11 protein-coding genes and 1 riboswitch are annotated in these 16,244 nt (G+C 40.7%); of the genes, 2 read left to right on the top strand and 9 right to left on the bottom strand.

Annotated features, from left to right (window positions below):
• Positions 1-32 precede the first annotated feature (32 nt).
• From AC3EA5_RS12115 to AC3EA5_RS12085, 7 genes are all read right to left on the bottom strand, one after another.
• Complete coding sequence (locus tag AC3EA5_RS12115; RefSeq protein WP_488608577.1) at positions 33-1,226, bottom strand: acetyl-CoA C-acetyltransferase; 1,194 nt, start codon at positions 1,224-1,226, stop codon at positions 33-35.
• 251 nt (positions 1,227-1,477) lie between these two features.
• Positions 1,478-3,631 carry a (Fe-S)-binding protein gene (locus AC3EA5_RS12110; RefSeq protein ID WP_488608576.1) on the bottom strand — a complete coding sequence of 718 codons (2,154 nt, stop codon included), beginning with the start codon at positions 3,629-3,631 and terminating at the stop codon, positions 1,478-1,480.
• Between the two features lie 596 nt (positions 3,632-4,227).
• The gene (locus tag AC3EA5_RS12105) at positions 4,228-5,682 is read right to left on the bottom strand and encodes an adenosylcobinamide amidohydrolase (RefSeq protein WP_488608575.1); all 1,455 of its coding nucleotides are present in this window, start codon (positions 5,680-5,682) and stop codon (positions 4,228-4,230) included.
• A gap of 1 nt (position 5,683) precedes the next feature.
• Positions 5,684-6,679: a FecCD family ABC transporter permease gene (locus AC3EA5_RS12100; RefSeq protein WP_488608574.1), complete on the bottom strand. Its 996-nt coding sequence runs from the start codon at positions 6,677-6,679 to the stop codon at positions 5,684-5,686.
• Positions 6,672-7,643 (bottom strand): ABC transporter substrate-binding protein, encoded by a 972-nt coding sequence (locus AC3EA5_RS12095; RefSeq protein WP_488608573.1) that lies wholly within the window; start codon positions 7,641-7,643, stop codon positions 6,672-6,674. Before AC3EA5_RS12095 ends, AC3EA5_RS12100 begins: the two co-directional genes overlap by 8 nt.
• Positions 7,644-7,785: 142 nt before the next feature.
• Positions 7,786-7,974: riboswitch (cobalamin riboswitch) on the bottom strand.
• Between the two features lie 453 nt (positions 7,975-8,427).
• Positions 8,428-10,095: an arginine--tRNA ligase gene (gene argS / locus AC3EA5_RS12090; RefSeq protein ID WP_488608572.1), complete on the bottom strand. Its 1,668-nt coding sequence runs from the start codon at positions 10,093-10,095 to the stop codon at positions 8,428-8,430.
• Positions 10,092-10,514, bottom strand: coding sequence for a YwiB family protein (locus tag AC3EA5_RS12085; RefSeq protein WP_488608571.1), 423 nt, complete (start codon positions 10,512-10,514; stop codon positions 10,092-10,094). Before AC3EA5_RS12085 ends, argS begins: the two co-directional genes overlap by 4 nt.
• A 180-nt stretch (positions 10,515-10,694) precedes the next feature.
• Here AC3EA5_RS12085 and AC3EA5_RS12080 point away from each other — a divergent pair, with 180 nt between their 5' ends.
• Positions 10,695-11,783 carry a diguanylate cyclase gene (locus AC3EA5_RS12080; protein WP_488608570.1) on the top strand — a complete coding sequence of 363 codons (1,089 nt, stop codon included), beginning with the start codon at positions 10,695-10,697 and terminating at the stop codon, positions 11,781-11,783.
• A gap of 286 nt (positions 11,784-12,069) precedes the next feature.
• Here the strand turns inward: AC3EA5_RS12080 and speB are convergent, their stop codons facing one another.
• Entirely contained in the window at positions 12,070-12,942 is an 873-nt protein-coding gene (gene speB / locus AC3EA5_RS12075; protein ID WP_488608569.1) for an agmatinase, read from the bottom strand.
• A 3-nt stretch (positions 12,943-12,945) separates the two neighbouring features.
• Entirely contained in the window at positions 12,946-13,779 is an 834-nt protein-coding gene (gene speE / locus AC3EA5_RS12070) for a spermidine synthase (RefSeq protein ID WP_394191778.1), read from the bottom strand.
• A 268-nt stretch (positions 13,780-14,047) separates the two neighbouring features.
• Here speE and AC3EA5_RS12065 point away from each other — a divergent pair, with 268 nt between their 5' ends.
• Positions 14,048-16,141 carry a transglycosylase domain-containing protein gene (locus tag AC3EA5_RS12065; protein WP_488608568.1) on the top strand — a complete coding sequence of 698 codons (2,094 nt, stop codon included), beginning with the start codon at positions 14,048-14,050 and terminating at the stop codon, positions 16,139-16,141.
• Positions 16,142-16,244 lie beyond the last annotated feature (103 nt).

The following is a 16,244-nucleotide window of genomic DNA, read 5'->3' as shown; positions in this document are numbered from 1 at the left end:
TGTTAGCCTCCTTCAATTTTAAAAGACAGTTCTTACGCTTTTGGTACTTCGATCATAATGGCATCACCTTGACCGCCACCTGAACAAATAGCTGCAATACCAATTCCGCCACCACGGCGTTTTAATTCATAAGCCAATGTTAAAATGATGCGGGCACCACTCGCTCCGATTGGATGTCCTAATGCCACTGCTCCACCATTTACATTCACTTTTGTGTGATCTAAATTCGCTATTTTTGAAGAAGCGAGTGCAACTGCTGCGAATGCTTCATTGATTTCAAATAAATCGATTTCTTCAAGTGTTTTACCTGTTTTTTCAAGAAGTTTATTAATCACAAGTCCTGGTGTTTGAGGGAAATGTTTTGGCTCGATTGCGACTTCAGCATGAGCTACCACGTAAGCAAGTGGTGTTTTCCCTTCAGCTTTTGCACGCTCGTCACTCATTAAGACAAGTGCTGCTGCTCCATCATTAACCCCAGGTGCATTCCCTGCAGTGATCGAACCGTCTTTACTAAATGCTGAACGTAATTTCGATAAAGTTTCTAACGACGTATCGCGTCGTGGTGCTTCATCTGTATCAATTGAGATTGGATCCCCTTTACGTTGTGGAATGACTACTGGTGTAATTTCTTCCGCTAAGATTCCGCTATCCATTGCTTTAAATGCTAATTCATGACTGCGAACTGCCCATTCATCCTGCATTTCACGAGTTAAGGTAAATTCATCAGCCGTTGAGTTTCCGTATGTGCCCATATGCACTCGCTCTGGTGTAAACGCACATGATAATCCGTCATAAATCATGCCATCGATCATTTGAGCATCACCCATGCGTAAACCAAATCGACCTTTAGGTAAATAGTAAGGCGCATTTGACATCGATTCCATACCACCAGCAACGATGATTTCTTCATCACCAAGTCTGATTAATTGGTCACCTAGACTAACTGCACGCATGCCTGATGCACAAACTTTATTAATTGTTTCGGTTTTAACACTCCATGGTATACCTGCTTTAGTTGCAGCTTGACGGGAAGGAATTTGCCCTTGACCTGCTTGTAAAACTGTACCCATGATGACTTCATCAACTGATTCAGGAGCAATTCCTGCTTTATTCAAAGCTTCTTTAATGGCTACTCCACCAAGATCACTAGCTGAAAGAGTAGAAAGTGCGCCACCCATTTTCCCAAAAGCTGTACGTGCGCCATCTAAAATAACTGTTTTTGTCATAATTGTTGCCTCCCTATATGAATGGTTGTATACGCTTACAGTTTTTCAAATAAAAATATTCTGATTTTTTACGTTATGGGAAATTGGTTATATGATAACCTCTCTCCCCGGTTATTAATGATTCTTTATCTAATAATATTCACTGACCGAACGCTCGCTCGACAAGTAGACAAACGAAAAGGGAGTGCAAGACTCCCTCTTCAGTTGACTTTATTGTATCTAATTTTTACACATTTATCAATCTACTCTGTTTATTGAAGGATTGGTGTTTCTTCTGTTTCTTCAACAGGTGGTAGGTAATCGCCTAGTACTGAGCGTTCTAGTAATTCTGCGATATCGTAGGTGCCTACTGTTTCTTCCACTTCTTTTGCTTTCGTTCCGTCAGAAAGCATAGTTAAGCAGTATGGGCAACCTGATGAAATCATCGTTGGGTTTACTGCAAGTGCTTGTTCAGTGCGGGCTACGTTGACACGATTTCCTGTATGTTCTTCCATCCACATTAAACCTCCACCAGCTCCACAGCACATTCCTGTTTCGCGGTTACGGTCCATTTCCACAAGTTTCACTCCTGGAATAGCACGTAGGATTTCACGTGGCGGATCATAGACGTCATTGTAACGGCCTAAGTAACATGAATCATGGAATGTAATGGTCTCATCGATTGCATGTTGTGGTTTTAAGCGACCTTCTTGTACTAGGTCAAACAGCATTTCAGTGTGGTGAAGAACTTCTCCGCTCCAACCGAAATCTGGGTATTCATTTTTGAAAATGTTATAAGCATGCGGGTCGATTGTGACAATCTTCGTTACGCCAGCTTTTTCAAATTCAGAAATATTACTTGTTGCAAGTTCTTGGAATAAAAATTCATTTCCTAGACGACGAGGTGTGTCACCAGAGTTCTTTTCTTTATTTCCAAGAATAGCGAACTTCACGCCTGCTTCGTTCATTAAGCGCGCAAAGGAAAGAGCGATTTTTTGTGAACGGCTATCGAAAGCACCCATTGAACCAACCCAGAATAAGTATTCGAATTCTTCATCAGCTTTGGATAATTCTTTAACTGTTGGGATATTGATTTCTGGACGTGCATCTCTCCAGTTTTCTTTCTCTTTACGGTTAAGCCCCCAAGGATTCCCTTGACGTTCGATGTTTGTCATAGCACGTTGAGCATCTGGATTCATGCGACCTTCAGTCATCACTAGGTAACGACGTAAGTCGATAATGTGAGAAACGTGTTCAATCATAACTGGACATTGGTCTTCACAGTTACGACATGTCGTACAAGCCCAAAGCTCCTCTTCCGTGATAACGTCACCGATTAAAGCCGGGTTATAAATATCTTCAATAACTGCACCTTCAACTCGCGCAGCGACTGCTAATTGGTTACCTTGTGTATTCGCGAAAGCCATTGCTGGAACCCATGGCTTTTGTTGTGTCATAACGGCACCTGTGTTCGTTAAGTGATTACGAAGTTTTGTAATTAAGTCCATTGGAGACAGCATTTTACCCGTTCCAGTTGCTGGACACATATTCGTACAACGACCACATTCTACGCAGGCATATAAATCGATCATTTGCTTTTGGTTTAAATCTTGAATTTTACCAACACCGAATGATGGCATTTCATCTTCGCCTGCTTCTTCATCTTCTTCTTCCTCAAAGTTAATCGGACGAAGTTTACCGACGTTGTCTGTACGGTTGAAGTATGTGTTGACAGGACCCGTTATTAAATGGAAATGTTTCGATTGTGGTACATAAACTAAGAAAGTTAAAAGGAATAGTAAATGAGCCCACCACATAATGTAGAAAATTGTAATAGCAGCAACGTCTGGTAAGAATCCAAAGATTGTAGCTACTACTGATGCGACTGGCTCCGCCCATGTTGCTGCGTGGTCATGCCAAATCATGCCCATCCCATTTCCGATTAAAACAGAAACCATTAATCCACCAATGAAAATCAATACTAAGCCTGATTTCCAACCACGTTTTAAACGAACAAGCTTTTCAATATAGCGACGGTAGAATGCCCAAACAACAGCCACTAAAATCATCAAAGTCACAAGTTCTTGGAAGAATGTGAATGCTGGATATAAAGGTCCTAGAGGTAAATGAGATCCAGGCTTTAATCCCTTCCAAATAAAATCGATGGCACTAGCTTGAACAAGAAGGAATCCGTAGAAGAACATGACGTGTATAATTCCACTTTTCTTATCCTTCAATAATTTCTTTTGGCCAAATACATTGACCATGATTTTACGAATACGTTCTTTTACATTGTCATCAAATTCAACTTTTTGTCCGAGTTTGATGTAGCTGTAGCGCGTTTTCAATAAATACGTGAATAACCCAAGTGCGTAAGCGGTTACAACGATAAATAAAATCCAGTTTGCAATTAAAAGGTAATTCATTGTATTCTCCCCTCTCGTTAAAAAAAATCAAAAATGCTATTAATCTGATAACAACAGTTTAGTAGATAGTCTTTGTTATGTCGATGCTTATCTTCAGTTTAAAACTGAATGAGCATTCAGTCAACAGAAATGTGAAGATTCTTAAACTTTGAGATTGTTAAACAAATTTAGGTGTCAGATTTCCATTGCGGTGGACGCTTTCCGCGGGCACGACCTCAGCCGCTTCCCTCGCGTGGCTCAGTCCAGGGTCTTCAGTTCGTGCTGATTCCGCTGGAGTCGCCACCTACATTCCAATCAACAAAATCATATGCAAATCTTTTGAATTCACACATAAGACTTCAATGAAGATTTTTTAGTAGAAGTCCTTACATATCAATACCTGATTCATGAGAACAAGCTAAGATATAAAATTAGTAGAGTAATTCCAATCCTTTTTTCAGCAGTTCTCACTTAGACTTATAGAACACCGCTATTCTTACTTCGAAGCTAACATGGTTGTGCTACAGAGAAAGATATTTTTCACCACCTATATTCCAATCAGCCATATAAGAAAATTAATACCTACAATCAGTAAAACAAAAAAACCAATCGCATTTTCACGATTGGGTTTTGTTGATTGCTTTTATGGTGCATTCGAAGATGCCGCGGCCGATTAGTTTTCCTAACTCTGTTACTGGGCCTGCATAGGGAATGTCGGCTCCGATTTGTGTGGCAGCTACCAGTAGACTGTCGGTCGGCGTCCCTGTTGCAAGTGTTCCACTGTAGGGATCTAACACATGCATATGTTGGAGAGCTTTCGTTTTTGCTTCTGTTGCTGTAATCATCGCTTGGATAAAAGCTTCTTCTGAGAGTTTTCCGTTAATGATAATCCAGGTGTTGATTGTTCCCACCGGTGTTTGTCGTGTGTATTCGTATGATTTTGAGACATCTATCGCGTTGCCAATTCCTGCAGTTACAGCTATTGTGATTTGTCCAAAGTCACCATAATAATCGGAAATTACCACTTTTTCTGGTTGAATGGCTGTCATCATTCCGACGGTGTCGGTGGCTGACAATCCTTGCCTTTGTAGGTACTGTGTCATTTCTTCCATACTATTTTCATGCTCATAGGTAAGCGGGACGTGTCGATTAACAAAGTTACGATACCAACCGGAACCTGCATTGACTACTGCGGAAGATACTGTTTTTAGTGGATTTTCCGTTTGTAGAATCACAAATTCTGATGTGATGCGGAAGTGTGTTTGATTAACCAAAGGCATGGTTTTCGTACTTTCGATACTTGGCAAAAGTGTGATTTGCGGTTTAGGTAGTTCTGGATGTGGATGGCTGACGACTCGCGCTTTGTAGACGTCCATGATTTGTTCTTCTTTTAATACGGCATGTGGTTCACCTATGTGTTGAATCGTTCCGCGGTCCATCATCAATAATCTGTCGCAATATAGAGAAGCGAGATTAATATCATGGAAAACGGAGACGACGGTTAGTCCTTTTGTTAAACAGAGCGTTTTAATGGTGTCGAGTAATTGCTTTTGGTGCGCGATGTCCAAATGGTTCGTCGGTTCGTCTAGTAATAAAATCGGTGCTTTTTGAGCGAGTGCTTGTGCGACAAAGACGCGTTGTTGTTCCCCGCCAGATAACTCATCGAGGTAGGTGTTTTCGTATTGAGTGATATCCGTCAGCTGCATGGCTTCGACGACAGCCGATTCATCTTCCGCTGACCAGGATGAAAACAATCCAGATTGATGAGGATAGCGACCAAGTGAAACCGTTTCTCGAACGGTATAGGTAAATGCATGTGCATGTAATTGTGGCAAAACGGCCATTTGCTTTGCGAGTTGCTTCGATTGGAAGGAAGTGAGCGGTTTCCCATCAATTTGAACGCTTCCAGTTAATGAAGGGAGAATGCCGCTAATGACTTTTAGTAAAGTCGATTTCCCACTCCCATTTGGTCCAAGAATTCCAAGCATTTCTCCTCTTGCGACTGAGAATGAAACATTCTTAACAACGGGTGCGCCTTGATAACCGCCAGATATTTGGTCGACCTGTAACAAATTACGCACCTCCCGTTCGTCGTTGTTTGAAGAAAATAAAGGCAAACACTGGTGCGCCTAGAAATGCTGTGATGACTCCAATTGGAAGTTCTGTTGGTGCAATGATTGTGCGTGAAAGCAAATCACACAGAACTAACAATGATGCCCCGTTTAAAAATGATAATGGGAGTAATTGACGATGGTCTGCACCTGAAACAAGTCGAATCATATGTGGGACTACTAATCCGATGAAGCCAATTGTTCCTGATACTGCGACTGCTGCTCCCGTTAAAATCGAGCCACCAGCTAAGATCATCATTTTACGATTTTTGACGTTGACTCCTAGATGTTTCGCACGTTCTTCACCGAAGATTAATGCATTTAACTCTCTTCTGTTTAGCCAAAGTAATAGCGTTCCTATAACGATAAATGGCAACGCCATATTCACGTAATCCCACCCACGCATTGAAACACTGCCTAAAATCCAGCCAATGATTTGTCTAAGTTCTTCGCCAGTTAAGGCAATCATTAACGAAATGATAGACCCTAAGAATGAACTAAAAATGATTCCGGTTAAAATGATCGTTTCCATTTTCATGGAGCGGTCGACAAGCTTCGCAAACCCAATGACCGCTAACATGGTAATAAAAGCACCTGCCATGCTGAAAACGGGAAGTGTAAAGATGCCCAAGAACGGAATGGATATGCCAAAAAACAAAGTGATTACTGCGCCAACTGATGCACCGGATGACACACCTAATGTGTACGGATCCGCTAGTGGATTTTTAAGCAAACCTTGGAACGCCGCACCCGCAATTGCGAGTGAAGCTCCTACTAACCCGGCTAAAACAACACGCGGCATACGAATGTTCCAAAGTATATTAGATAATGCAGGGTCCGCTTGTCGATTCCAGAGAGTTGATACTGGAATCGACACGGTTCCGATGGTCACACCAGCAATCACAGCCGCGATCAATACGCAGATGGAAACTGCATAAGCGATTCCGGTTTTATTCATTAAAAGCCTCAGGATACACATTCTTCGCTACTAGCTCTAAGCCTTCTGCAAGGCGGGGTCCCATGCGTCCTGTCAAATCCGCATCCATGTCATGAACTGCTTTGTTTTTCACAGCCGTTACATCTGAGAAGCCATTTCGGTTTAACACAAGATTTACCGCGTCAGGTGTGTAATTTCCATAAGTTGTGAGAATGACATCTGGGTTTCGTTTGACAATTTCTTCTGGATCAATTTTAATCCAACCGTCTAGATCAGCTACTAGATTTTCTGCATTAATCATGCCTAACATTTCGTTCATGATTGTGTTTCCAGCTGGTGTGTAAATTTCAGGTTCTGGTGACACTTCCACGAGCACTTTCTTTTTCGTATCGACATCAGCTACTTTGTCTTGTACTTCTTTTATTTTCGCTTTCATGTCTTCTACGATTTTCGTCGCTTCTTCTGACTTGCCTGTTGCTTCACCAATTTCGTGAATGGTTTCGTATGTTGCGTCAAACGTTTCTGCGTTTGTCACTGTGTACACTTGAACACCAGCGTCACGAAGTTGTTGTAACCCTGCATCCCATGTTCCTAATGCTGATTCATGTGCAAGTACTAAGTCTGGATTTAATGAGATGATTTTTTCTACGTTAAATTCCATCCCGCCGATTTTCTCTTTTGAAGCGGCTTCTTCTGGGTAGTTGTCATAATCTGATACGCCCACAATTTCTTCACTTAAGCCTAAAGCGTACAAGATTTCTGTATTGCTTGGAATCATGGATACGATTGCTTTAGGTGCTTCTTCAAGTGTAACTTCATTTCCAGTCACGTCAGTGAGTGTCATTGGGTAAGAAGCGGCTTTTTCTTCTTGAACAGACGTGTTATCCGTTGTGTTTTCTTTCGGTTGAGCGTCATTTTGTCCACATGCGGTTAATAAAGATAGAGCCATTAATGATGTTAGTGCTAATTGCCAAAACTTTTTCATTGTGGTTTCCTCCTAGATGTTTGTGGTTTTTGAAAAACAAAAAATCCTCCGCGCAATGTCGGAGGATGGGAGGTTGAATTAAAGCAAGCACGCTTATGCGTAACTGCTGTCGATTCACACCATTCCTATCCTCGTAGGGTTGCTGAGTGTTAGCACGTAGGCAGGTCTCCTGGCTTGTGGTCAATGGATTGTGCGTCTTCCCAAAGTCGTTCGACTTCAGTGACTTGATGCACGTTCCTCACACATACAGTGGCGGGACCGCGTCGGATTTAAACCGACTTCCCTTTTAACTCTGCGATTTAAGCAGAGCACCTTCGTGTTAAAGCTATGTAATTCATTTTTCATTATACATGATTTGTTGAGCGTGTCGAGAGGGATTTTTTAAGCGGCATGGAGAGTGCAATTAAGATTGGTCTTAGTTATTTTGAGTGGTGGTTTTTTACAGAGTAGTCTTTCACGTTCACTCGGGACCCTTTGACAGAATCGATCAAGCTTTCACTTTCAAGTGAGAGTCTTTCACTTTCATATGAAGACCTTTCACTATATTTCGCTTTCCACGCGCGAAAACCCAGGAGTTTCCAACACCAAAGGCTGCTTTAGCAGCCCTAATTAGCTCTTTTACGCTTCGCTTCTGAGAAGAACTTCTTACTCAGCCTTAGTAACTTGCTCCGTCAATGCGAGATTATGCTATTTCATGCGAAGACCTTTAACTCATATTCATTTACATAATTTTTTCATTAAAAATAGCCACCCCGCTTTTAACGGAATGGCTAAGTTATTTCATTTACATTTTCTCAGGTGCGCTAACGCCAATCAGACGAAGTGCATTGGCAATTGTTGTGCGAACTGCTGTAATAAGTGCGATACGTGCACGTGTCATGTCTTCATTTGAAGGATCCAACACTTTTTCTGCGTTATAGAAGCTATGGAATGTAGCCGCTACTTCTTGAATGTAATTAGCCACGCGGTGTGGTGAGCGATTTTTTGCGGCGTCGGCTACGACTTGTGGGAAGTCTCCTACTTTCTTCAGTACATCAATTTCTTTTTCAGCTTGCAATAAATTCAAGTTCTCAGTCGAAGCTGTAAAGCCTTGTTCCTCAGCTTGTCGTAAAATTGAACTAATACGAGCATGAGCATATTGTGCATAGTAAACCGGGTTTTCGTTCGATTGAGAAACAGCTAGATCTAAGTCGAAGTCCATATGTGAATCGCCAGAACGCATGGCGAAGAAATAACGCACTGCATCTAAGCCGACTTCTTCCACTAATTCACGCATCGTTACCGCTTTACCTGTACGTTTACTCATTTTCATTTTTTCGCCATCTTTATATAGTTGAACCATTTGAATAATCATGACTTCTAACGTTTCTCGGTCATAACCTAACGCTTGGATTGCAGCTTTCATACGTGGGATGTAACCATGGTGGTCAGCTCCCCAAATGTTGATTAACTGATCATAACCACGAGAAATTTTGTCTTCATGATAGGCGATATCTGGCGTTAAATACGTAAAGGATCCGTCGTTTTTAATTAATACACGATCTTTGTCGTCGCCAAATGTTGTAGAACGGAACCAAGTTGCTCCCTCTTCATCAAACACATGTCCATTGGCTTTTAATTTATCTAAAGCAACTTCGATTTTGCCGCCGTCATACAACGACGTTTCTGAATACCAGCTGTCGAAGTTGACACGGAAATCAGCTAAATCTTGTTGCAACTTCGCTAATTCGATTTTCAGTCCATGTGCACGTAAGAAATCGAAACGTTCTTTTTCTGATTTTGCTAATAAAGCATCTCCTTGTTCAGCTACGAGTGCGCTTGCGATATCAATAATATCTTGACCACGGTATCCGTCTTCCGGCATTTCCATGTCTTTTCCTAACGCTTCGTTGTAGCGAACTTCTAGAGATAACGCTAAGTTATTGATTTGATTCCCAGCATCATTGATGTAGTATTCACGAGATACTTGATAGCCTGCGAAGTCTAAGACATTACATAATGAATCACCAACAGATGCTCCACGTGCATGCCCAAGGTGAAGGTCACCAGTTGGATTAGCCGAAACAAACTCGACTTGAATTTTTTCGTTAGCTCCAGCTTGTGATCGTCCGAAATTAGATCCTTGCTCAATAACCGCTTTGATGACATCTGCTAAATAATCTTTACGTAGCGAGATATTTATAAATCCTGGACCTGCGATTTCAATTTTTTCAATTGGTGTATTTGTTGTATCTAGATTTTCTAAAATAGCTTCTGCGATTGCACGTGGTGGCATTTTTGCAATCTTTGTTAACTGCATCGCAATATTTGTCGCGTAATCACCATTGGTTTTGTCTCTCGGTGTTTCCAAATGGATAGCGGGAACACTTTCTGTTTCTGCTAATTTTGCTTTTATCACTGCTTGTTGAATAGCCGTTTTCACAACTTGTTGTACTTGTTCTACTGCGTTCATGGCGATACCTCCGTGTAATTAAATTCGAGGGTGTATTCGCCAACTGGCTGCCCACCAACGATTAGTTCGTACTGAACCAGGAAGTGTCCCTGGTCGTCATTTAATTCAAACGTCATTTGACGTGTTTTGGTTTTCACGATTAATGTGCCAAATTCACTTTCATAATTCCCTGTTTGATCTGCCCCAATTAAAAATGGCAATCGCATATTAACGGCGCCGCTCCTAAAAATAAGACCTTGACTCGACCCCATTTTAACAGTCGTTTTTATGACTTGTTGGTCCTGAATTTCTTCGTATTTTAAATAAGAATGTTCACCTTTTTCGATGAAGGTTCCAGAAGACCATAATTCATATATTTCCGGCTCTTCATTTGGCTGCTGAATGGTCGTCTTTAATTTCACTTTTACTTGTTTACTCATGACGTTTCCACCAGCTCCTTTTTATTGATAACCTTTTTATTATAAGCGATTTTAGCTCTTTATATCAATTAAACAATATATTTGTTCATTTCCTTCCTTTTAAATACTCACTTTACTTGTAATGGATCGAATTAGGTATGATATACTAAATCTACCATACATACCCGGAGGAAAAAGGTCATGCTTCTTGAACTAATTGTCAACTTTTGTATTTTATTTTCATTTGCCGTTTTATCTTATTGGCCTTTTCAAGATCAAGTTCGATTTAGAATGCCGTTCCCTAATTCACATCCCTACATGATTGGGATTATGGCTGGCATAACTGGGTTTATTTTAATGGAATCTTCCATTCAAATAACTGATACGATGATTGTTGATTCTAGGCATGTCATCATTGTTATTGCCGGTTTATTTGGTGGACCGATTGCTCCGATTATAAGTGGACTTATCATTGGTTTATCACGCATGCTTATGTATGATGTGACACCGATTTCCATTGTGGCTGGAGTCAATGCTATTACACTGGGGTTGGTTATTGGCGGATTCAGTTTTAAATTTCCAATGAACTTTAAAAATGCTAAGTACTTCTTTTTTTACGCAACTATTCAGACAAGCATATTAATTGGCGCTCTTCTTTACCTCAATAACGCGAATTATATTCATATCTTGTATTTTATTTTATTTTCTACTTTCTCCTTTTTTATCTTAATGATTATTTTGGATGAGCTGAAAAATCACTTTGATCAAATCCGTAGAATTGAATTATTATCTGAAACTGATTATTTAACCGGACTCTACAATAACCGGAAATTCCATCAAATAACGAAAGCATGTATAACACAGGAACAAAAACCTTTTTCACTCATATCCATTGATATTGATCACTTTAAAAAGGTAAATGATTTATACGGGCATCCTGTTGGGGATGAAATCGTGAAAGAATTAGCTAAGCGTCTAAAAAACTTAGTTTCCCCAAAGGAAGGCATAGTTGCACGAAATGGTGGCGAACAATTTGCAGTCTTGCTTCCAAATGCACCACCTGCAATGGGCATTCATATGGCTGAAAAGATTCGATCGATGGTTGCTCGTGCAGATTTCCCTGTTTCGGGGGATAATGAAATCGGCATAACGGTATCTGTAGGTGTCAGTTCTTATCCAGACAACGGATCCACTCTACAAGAGTTGTATGGAGCTGCAGATAGCGCTATGTATGAAGCCAAAGCCATTGGCCGTAATCGAGTTTTTCATTATACAAATAAAAAAGCGTGAAGCTCTCTTTATGGAGAAAGCTTCACGCTTTTTTTGTTTACTAGGAGCTGCTTATTGCACATGTGGAAACTCAAATGACAGGGTATGAATTTGAGCTTTTTCTTTTTAATGGTTTTGGATCTATTTTTACTAGATTAGCCTTCAAAATTACTAGATTAGCTGTCCAAATTACTAGATTAACCATTAGATTTACTAGATTAGATAAATAATTTACTAGATTCACGTAAAGCTACTGAGTACAAAAAGACCTTGAAACTTTAAAAAGTTTCAAGGTCTTCTTTATGATTTATTTTACCCAACCAAGTAGCATTTCACGGATGAGTTTACTTGCAGTGTTAGCTGTTTGTTCTGATGAATCGTAAATTGGCGCTACTTCAACTAAGTCGAAGCCGACTACGTTTACTTCAGAACCTGCAATTGCATGAATCGACGCTAATAATTCACGTGATGTTATGCCGCCGCAATCCACTGTACCTGTTCCAGGTGCGTGTGCAGGGTCAAGAACATCAATATCAATTGTCACATAGACTGGACGTCCAGCAAGTGTTGGCAATATTTCTTTTAATGGCTCTAACACTTCAAATTTTGAAATGTGCATGCCATTCTCTTTCGCCCACACGAACTCTTCTTTCATTCCAGAACGAATTCCGAATGAATAGACGTTTTTCGGTCCGATATGATGTGCAATTTTGCGAATTGGCGTTGAATGGGAAAGAGCTTCCCCTTCATACGATTCACGTAAATCTGTATGTGCATCCATGTGAATGATTGCTAGGTCCGGATATTTTGCAGCAACTGCTTTCATTACCGGCCATGAAACTAAATGTTCGCCACCCATACCAACTGGCACTTTTCCGTCAGCTAATAATTTTGTTACGAACGTTTCAATTTCATCTAAGCTTTTTTGAGGGTTACCGAATGGTAATGGAATATCGCCAGCATCAAAATATTTTACTTCTTCTAAATCACGGTCTAAATATGGGCTGTATTCTTCCAAACCAATGGACACTTCGCGAATACGCTGTGGGCCGAACCTAGAACCTGGGCGGTAACTAACTGTCCAGTCCATAGGCATTCCATAAATAACTGCTTGTGATTCATCATAATTTGGATGACTTTTAATAAACACATTGCCTGAATAGGCTTCATCAAATCTCATTCTTTATTCCCCCGCCAAGTCTTTTACGAACTTAGGTAGAACGAATGCAGCTTTGTGCAATTCTTTCGTGTAATACTTCGTGTCGATGTCGTGGAAACGAGCATCTTCCACTTCTAATGGATCATATTTTTTAGAACCTACAGTGAAACACCATAAACCTGATGGATACGTAGGAATGTTTGCCGTATATAGACGAGTGATTGGGAAAATTTCCTTCACATCTTTTTGAACTTGCTTGATTAAGTCAGGAGTAAACCAAGGATTGTCCGATTGAGCGACAAAAATCCCGTCTTCTTTTAATGCTTTTGAAATTCCTGCATAGAAGCCTTTTGTGAATAAATTCACTGCCGGTCCAACAGGTTCAGTTGAGTCAACCATAATAACGTCATACTTGTTTTCTGATTCAGCAATATGCATAAAACCATCGCCAACTTGAACATCTACACGAGGGTTATCTAGTTCAGATGCAATCGTTGGTAAATACTTCTTCGAGAACTCAATCACTTTGCCATCGATGTCAACAAGTGTCGCTTTTTTAACTTGTGGATGTTTCATAATTTCACGAATTACCCCACCATCACCACCGCCAACTACTAATACGTTTTCAGGGTTTGGATGTGTGAATAGAGGCACGTGTGCCACCATTTCATGGTAAACAAATTCATCTTTTTCAGAAGTCATTACCATGCCGTCTAGGAATAACATGTTGCCCCATTCAGCCGTTTCCGCCATTTCGAGCAATTGGAAATCCGTTTGCTCCGTATGCAAGGTACGGTTCACCTTCATCGTAATGCCAAAATTCTCGGTTTGTTTTTCTGTAAACCAAAATCCAGCCATAATTGCATTCTCCTTTACTTACGAGGTTAGTGGATCCGTTCCCGGCATGTAGCGAAAAGTGAACGCGGTCTGCCGAAAAACAAATACAGGAAAAGTATAGATGTTTTCAGCAAAAGTGCAACTATTATTTCCTTTTTCGATCATATTTTTCGAAAATCCATCTATTTTATTCGCCAATATCTGCTATTTGTTTCACACTTAAACCCGTTTAATATGAACCATTTGTTCACATACTAGCAAAAAGCTACAGTGAACGGAGCGATAACAAATGCGGCGGATCCAATATCAAAAAAAAATGCGGAGACACCAAAAAGTCCGCAGTATTATATGGGCCTCAATCGTCGTTGTGAGCGCAATTTGTACGGTCTTTTTAGTACTTCGTATTTATGCTCAAATACAAGGTCCGCCTTCACTTGCGGTATCTAAAGCGACTGTGTTTTTAGATCGTAACGGTCATTCAATCGGTGATCGATTTTCAGAACAACGACGGTACTGGGTGTCCCTTGATGAAATGTCACCTTATATCAAATCGGCGATTATTGCTACGGAAGACCAAGAGTTTTATGAACATAACGGGTTTGACTATACACGAATCGCCTCGGCTTTATTAAAAGATGTAAAAGCGATGCGGAAAGTCGAAGGTGCTAGTACCATCACTCAACAGTATGCCCGAAATTTATATTTGACTCATGACAAAACCTGGACTCGAAAAGCACGTGAAGCGTTGTATGCTTATCGAATGGAGGTTTTTTACGACAAAGAGGAGTTGCTTGAAGGGTATTTAAACACCGTCTATTTTGGTCATGGCATGTACGGTGTGGAAGCCGCTAGTAGATTTTATTTTGGAATACCAAGCAAGGATGTCACACTCGCACAAGCCGCTCTTCTCATTTCAATACCAAAAGGACCGAGCTCATTTTCTCCATTAGTAAATGAAGAAAAGGCTTATGGTCGACAAGCATTGGTTCTTTCATTGATGAAATCACAAGGAATTATAAATGAGGAACAACAAAAACGTGCGAAAGAAGAACCGATTGTTTTGAAGAATAAAGAATGGATCGCAACGAAAAGTGTCGCCCCGTTCTTTTTAGATGCAGCATGGCAAGAAGCAGAAAAACTATTGAAAAAAGAAGGTCGAGCTATCGCTGAAGGCGGATGGACAATTGAAACTACTTTGAATCAACATCATCAACAATCAGCGGAAGAAGCGGTCGCTGCGTGGATGCCAGCGAATGGATTAGAAGTCGGATTTGTTAGTATGGAACCGAATACAGGAGATGTAACTGCTCTCATCGGTGGCCGCAATTATACAACCAGTCCCTATAATCGCGTCACACAAGCGAAACGACAGCCTGGATCGACGATAAAGCCAATTCTATATGCTGCAGCCTTAGAAGAAGGCTTCTCTCCCCTAACATTTATGGAAAGCGAGAAAACCATTTTCACCTATGACGATGGTCGATCGCAGTATGAACCGAAAAATGTAAATGGTGAATTTGCAGAACATCCGATTTCATTAGCACAAGCTTTAGCCATTTCGGATAATATTTACGCAGTGAAAACGTTAGAAAAAATAGGCTATAAACCTTTCGAGCAAATGATGAAACGTTTTGGTGTCGATGCTACTATTCAGCACACGCCTTCGATGGCTCTTGGTACAGCCGAAGTAACGTTGAAAGATTTAACAGGCGCTTATAACCAACTAGCAAGTGGCGGATTGAAAAAACCACCACGAACGATTCTATCAATCAAAGACAGTGATGGAAAAACCATTTTCGAAGCAGAGCCTCAAGAACGTAAAGATGAAGAACAAATCATGAAAGCAGATGATGCGTTCATCTTGACTCATTTAATGACGGGCATGTTCGATCCAGTTTTTAATGATTATGCTCCGGCCACTGGCTTATCGATTCGTGGAAAACAAACGCGTCCATATGCCGCTAAGTCAGGAACAACGATCTCAGACCAAGTCATCATCGGGTATTCTCCTACTTTAACGGCTGGTGTTTGGAATGGATACGATCAAGCTACTGAGTTAAAACTTGCCGAGGATCATCAAGCTACCAAAAATATATGGATTGATTTCATGGAAAAAGCACACCAAGGGATAAATCCCGAACCTTTCCTTCCACCTAAAGGTGTCAGAGGCGTCATTGTGGATATTGAAACGGGTGGTCTTGCGGTTTCAGCTTGTTCGAAACAACGCTTATTGTATGTGAAGGAAAAGGATGTTCCAAAACGATTATGTACGGATAAAAAATTGAAACGTTCGCTCGTCGATGAAATTAAAGAACGCAGCGGAGAAGTAGATATGGATTCTGATTTCTGGTCGATCTTCCCGTTTTCATTGTTTGACGAATGATTTGGATTAGACGGTGAATCGTTTGTTGTGGGTGGTTATTCGTTAGGTTTTGTGAGGTTACTCGTCACTTTTAGGGATTTACTCGTCAAACATCTTTATACAA

It is taken from the genome of Paenisporosarcina sp. (assembly GCF_057785155.1).
The sequence above is the reverse complement of the archived record's forward strand: the minus strand, read 5'-3'. Positions and strand labels throughout refer to the sequence as shown.

What these genes read in the sequence shown, in the direction of transcription:
- AC3EA5_RS12065 (WP_488608568.1), top strand. Translation starts at nt 14,048, where the DNA reads ATGCGGCGGATCCAATATCAAAAAAAAATGCGGAGACACCAAAAAGTC.
- AC3EA5_RS12100 (WP_488608574.1), bottom strand. Translation starts at nt 6,679, where the DNA reads ATGAATAAAACCGGAATCGCTTATGCAGTTTCCATCTGCGTATTGATC.
- AC3EA5_RS12085 (WP_488608571.1), bottom strand. Translation starts at nt 10,514, where the DNA reads ATGAGTAAACAAGTAAAAGTGAAATTAAAGACGACCATTCAGCAGCCA.
- AC3EA5_RS12080 (WP_488608570.1), top strand. Translation starts at nt 10,695, where the DNA reads ATGCTTCTTGAACTAATTGTCAACTTTTGTATTTTATTTTCATTTGCC.
- speB (WP_488608569.1), bottom strand. Translation starts at nt 12,942, where the DNA reads ATGAGATTTGATGAAGCCTATTCAGGCAATGTGTTTATTAAAAGTCAT.
- AC3EA5_RS12110 (WP_488608576.1), bottom strand. Translation starts at nt 3,631, where the DNA reads ATGAATTACCTTTTAATTGCAAACTGGATTTTATTTATCGTTGTAACC.
- argS (WP_488608572.1), bottom strand. Translation starts at nt 10,095, where the DNA reads ATGAACGCAGTAGAACAAGTACAACAAGTTGTGAAAACGGCTATTCAA.
- AC3EA5_RS12095 (WP_488608573.1), bottom strand. Translation starts at nt 7,643, where the DNA reads ATGAAAAAGTTTTGGCAATTAGCACTAACATCATTAATGGCTCTATCT.
- speE (WP_394191778.1), bottom strand. Translation starts at nt 13,779, where the DNA reads ATGGCTGGATTTTGGTTTACAGAAAAACAAACCGAGAATTTTGGCATT.
- AC3EA5_RS12115 (WP_488608577.1), bottom strand. Translation starts at nt 1,226, where the DNA reads ATGACAAAAACAGTTATTTTAGATGGCGCACGTACAGCTTTTGGGAAA.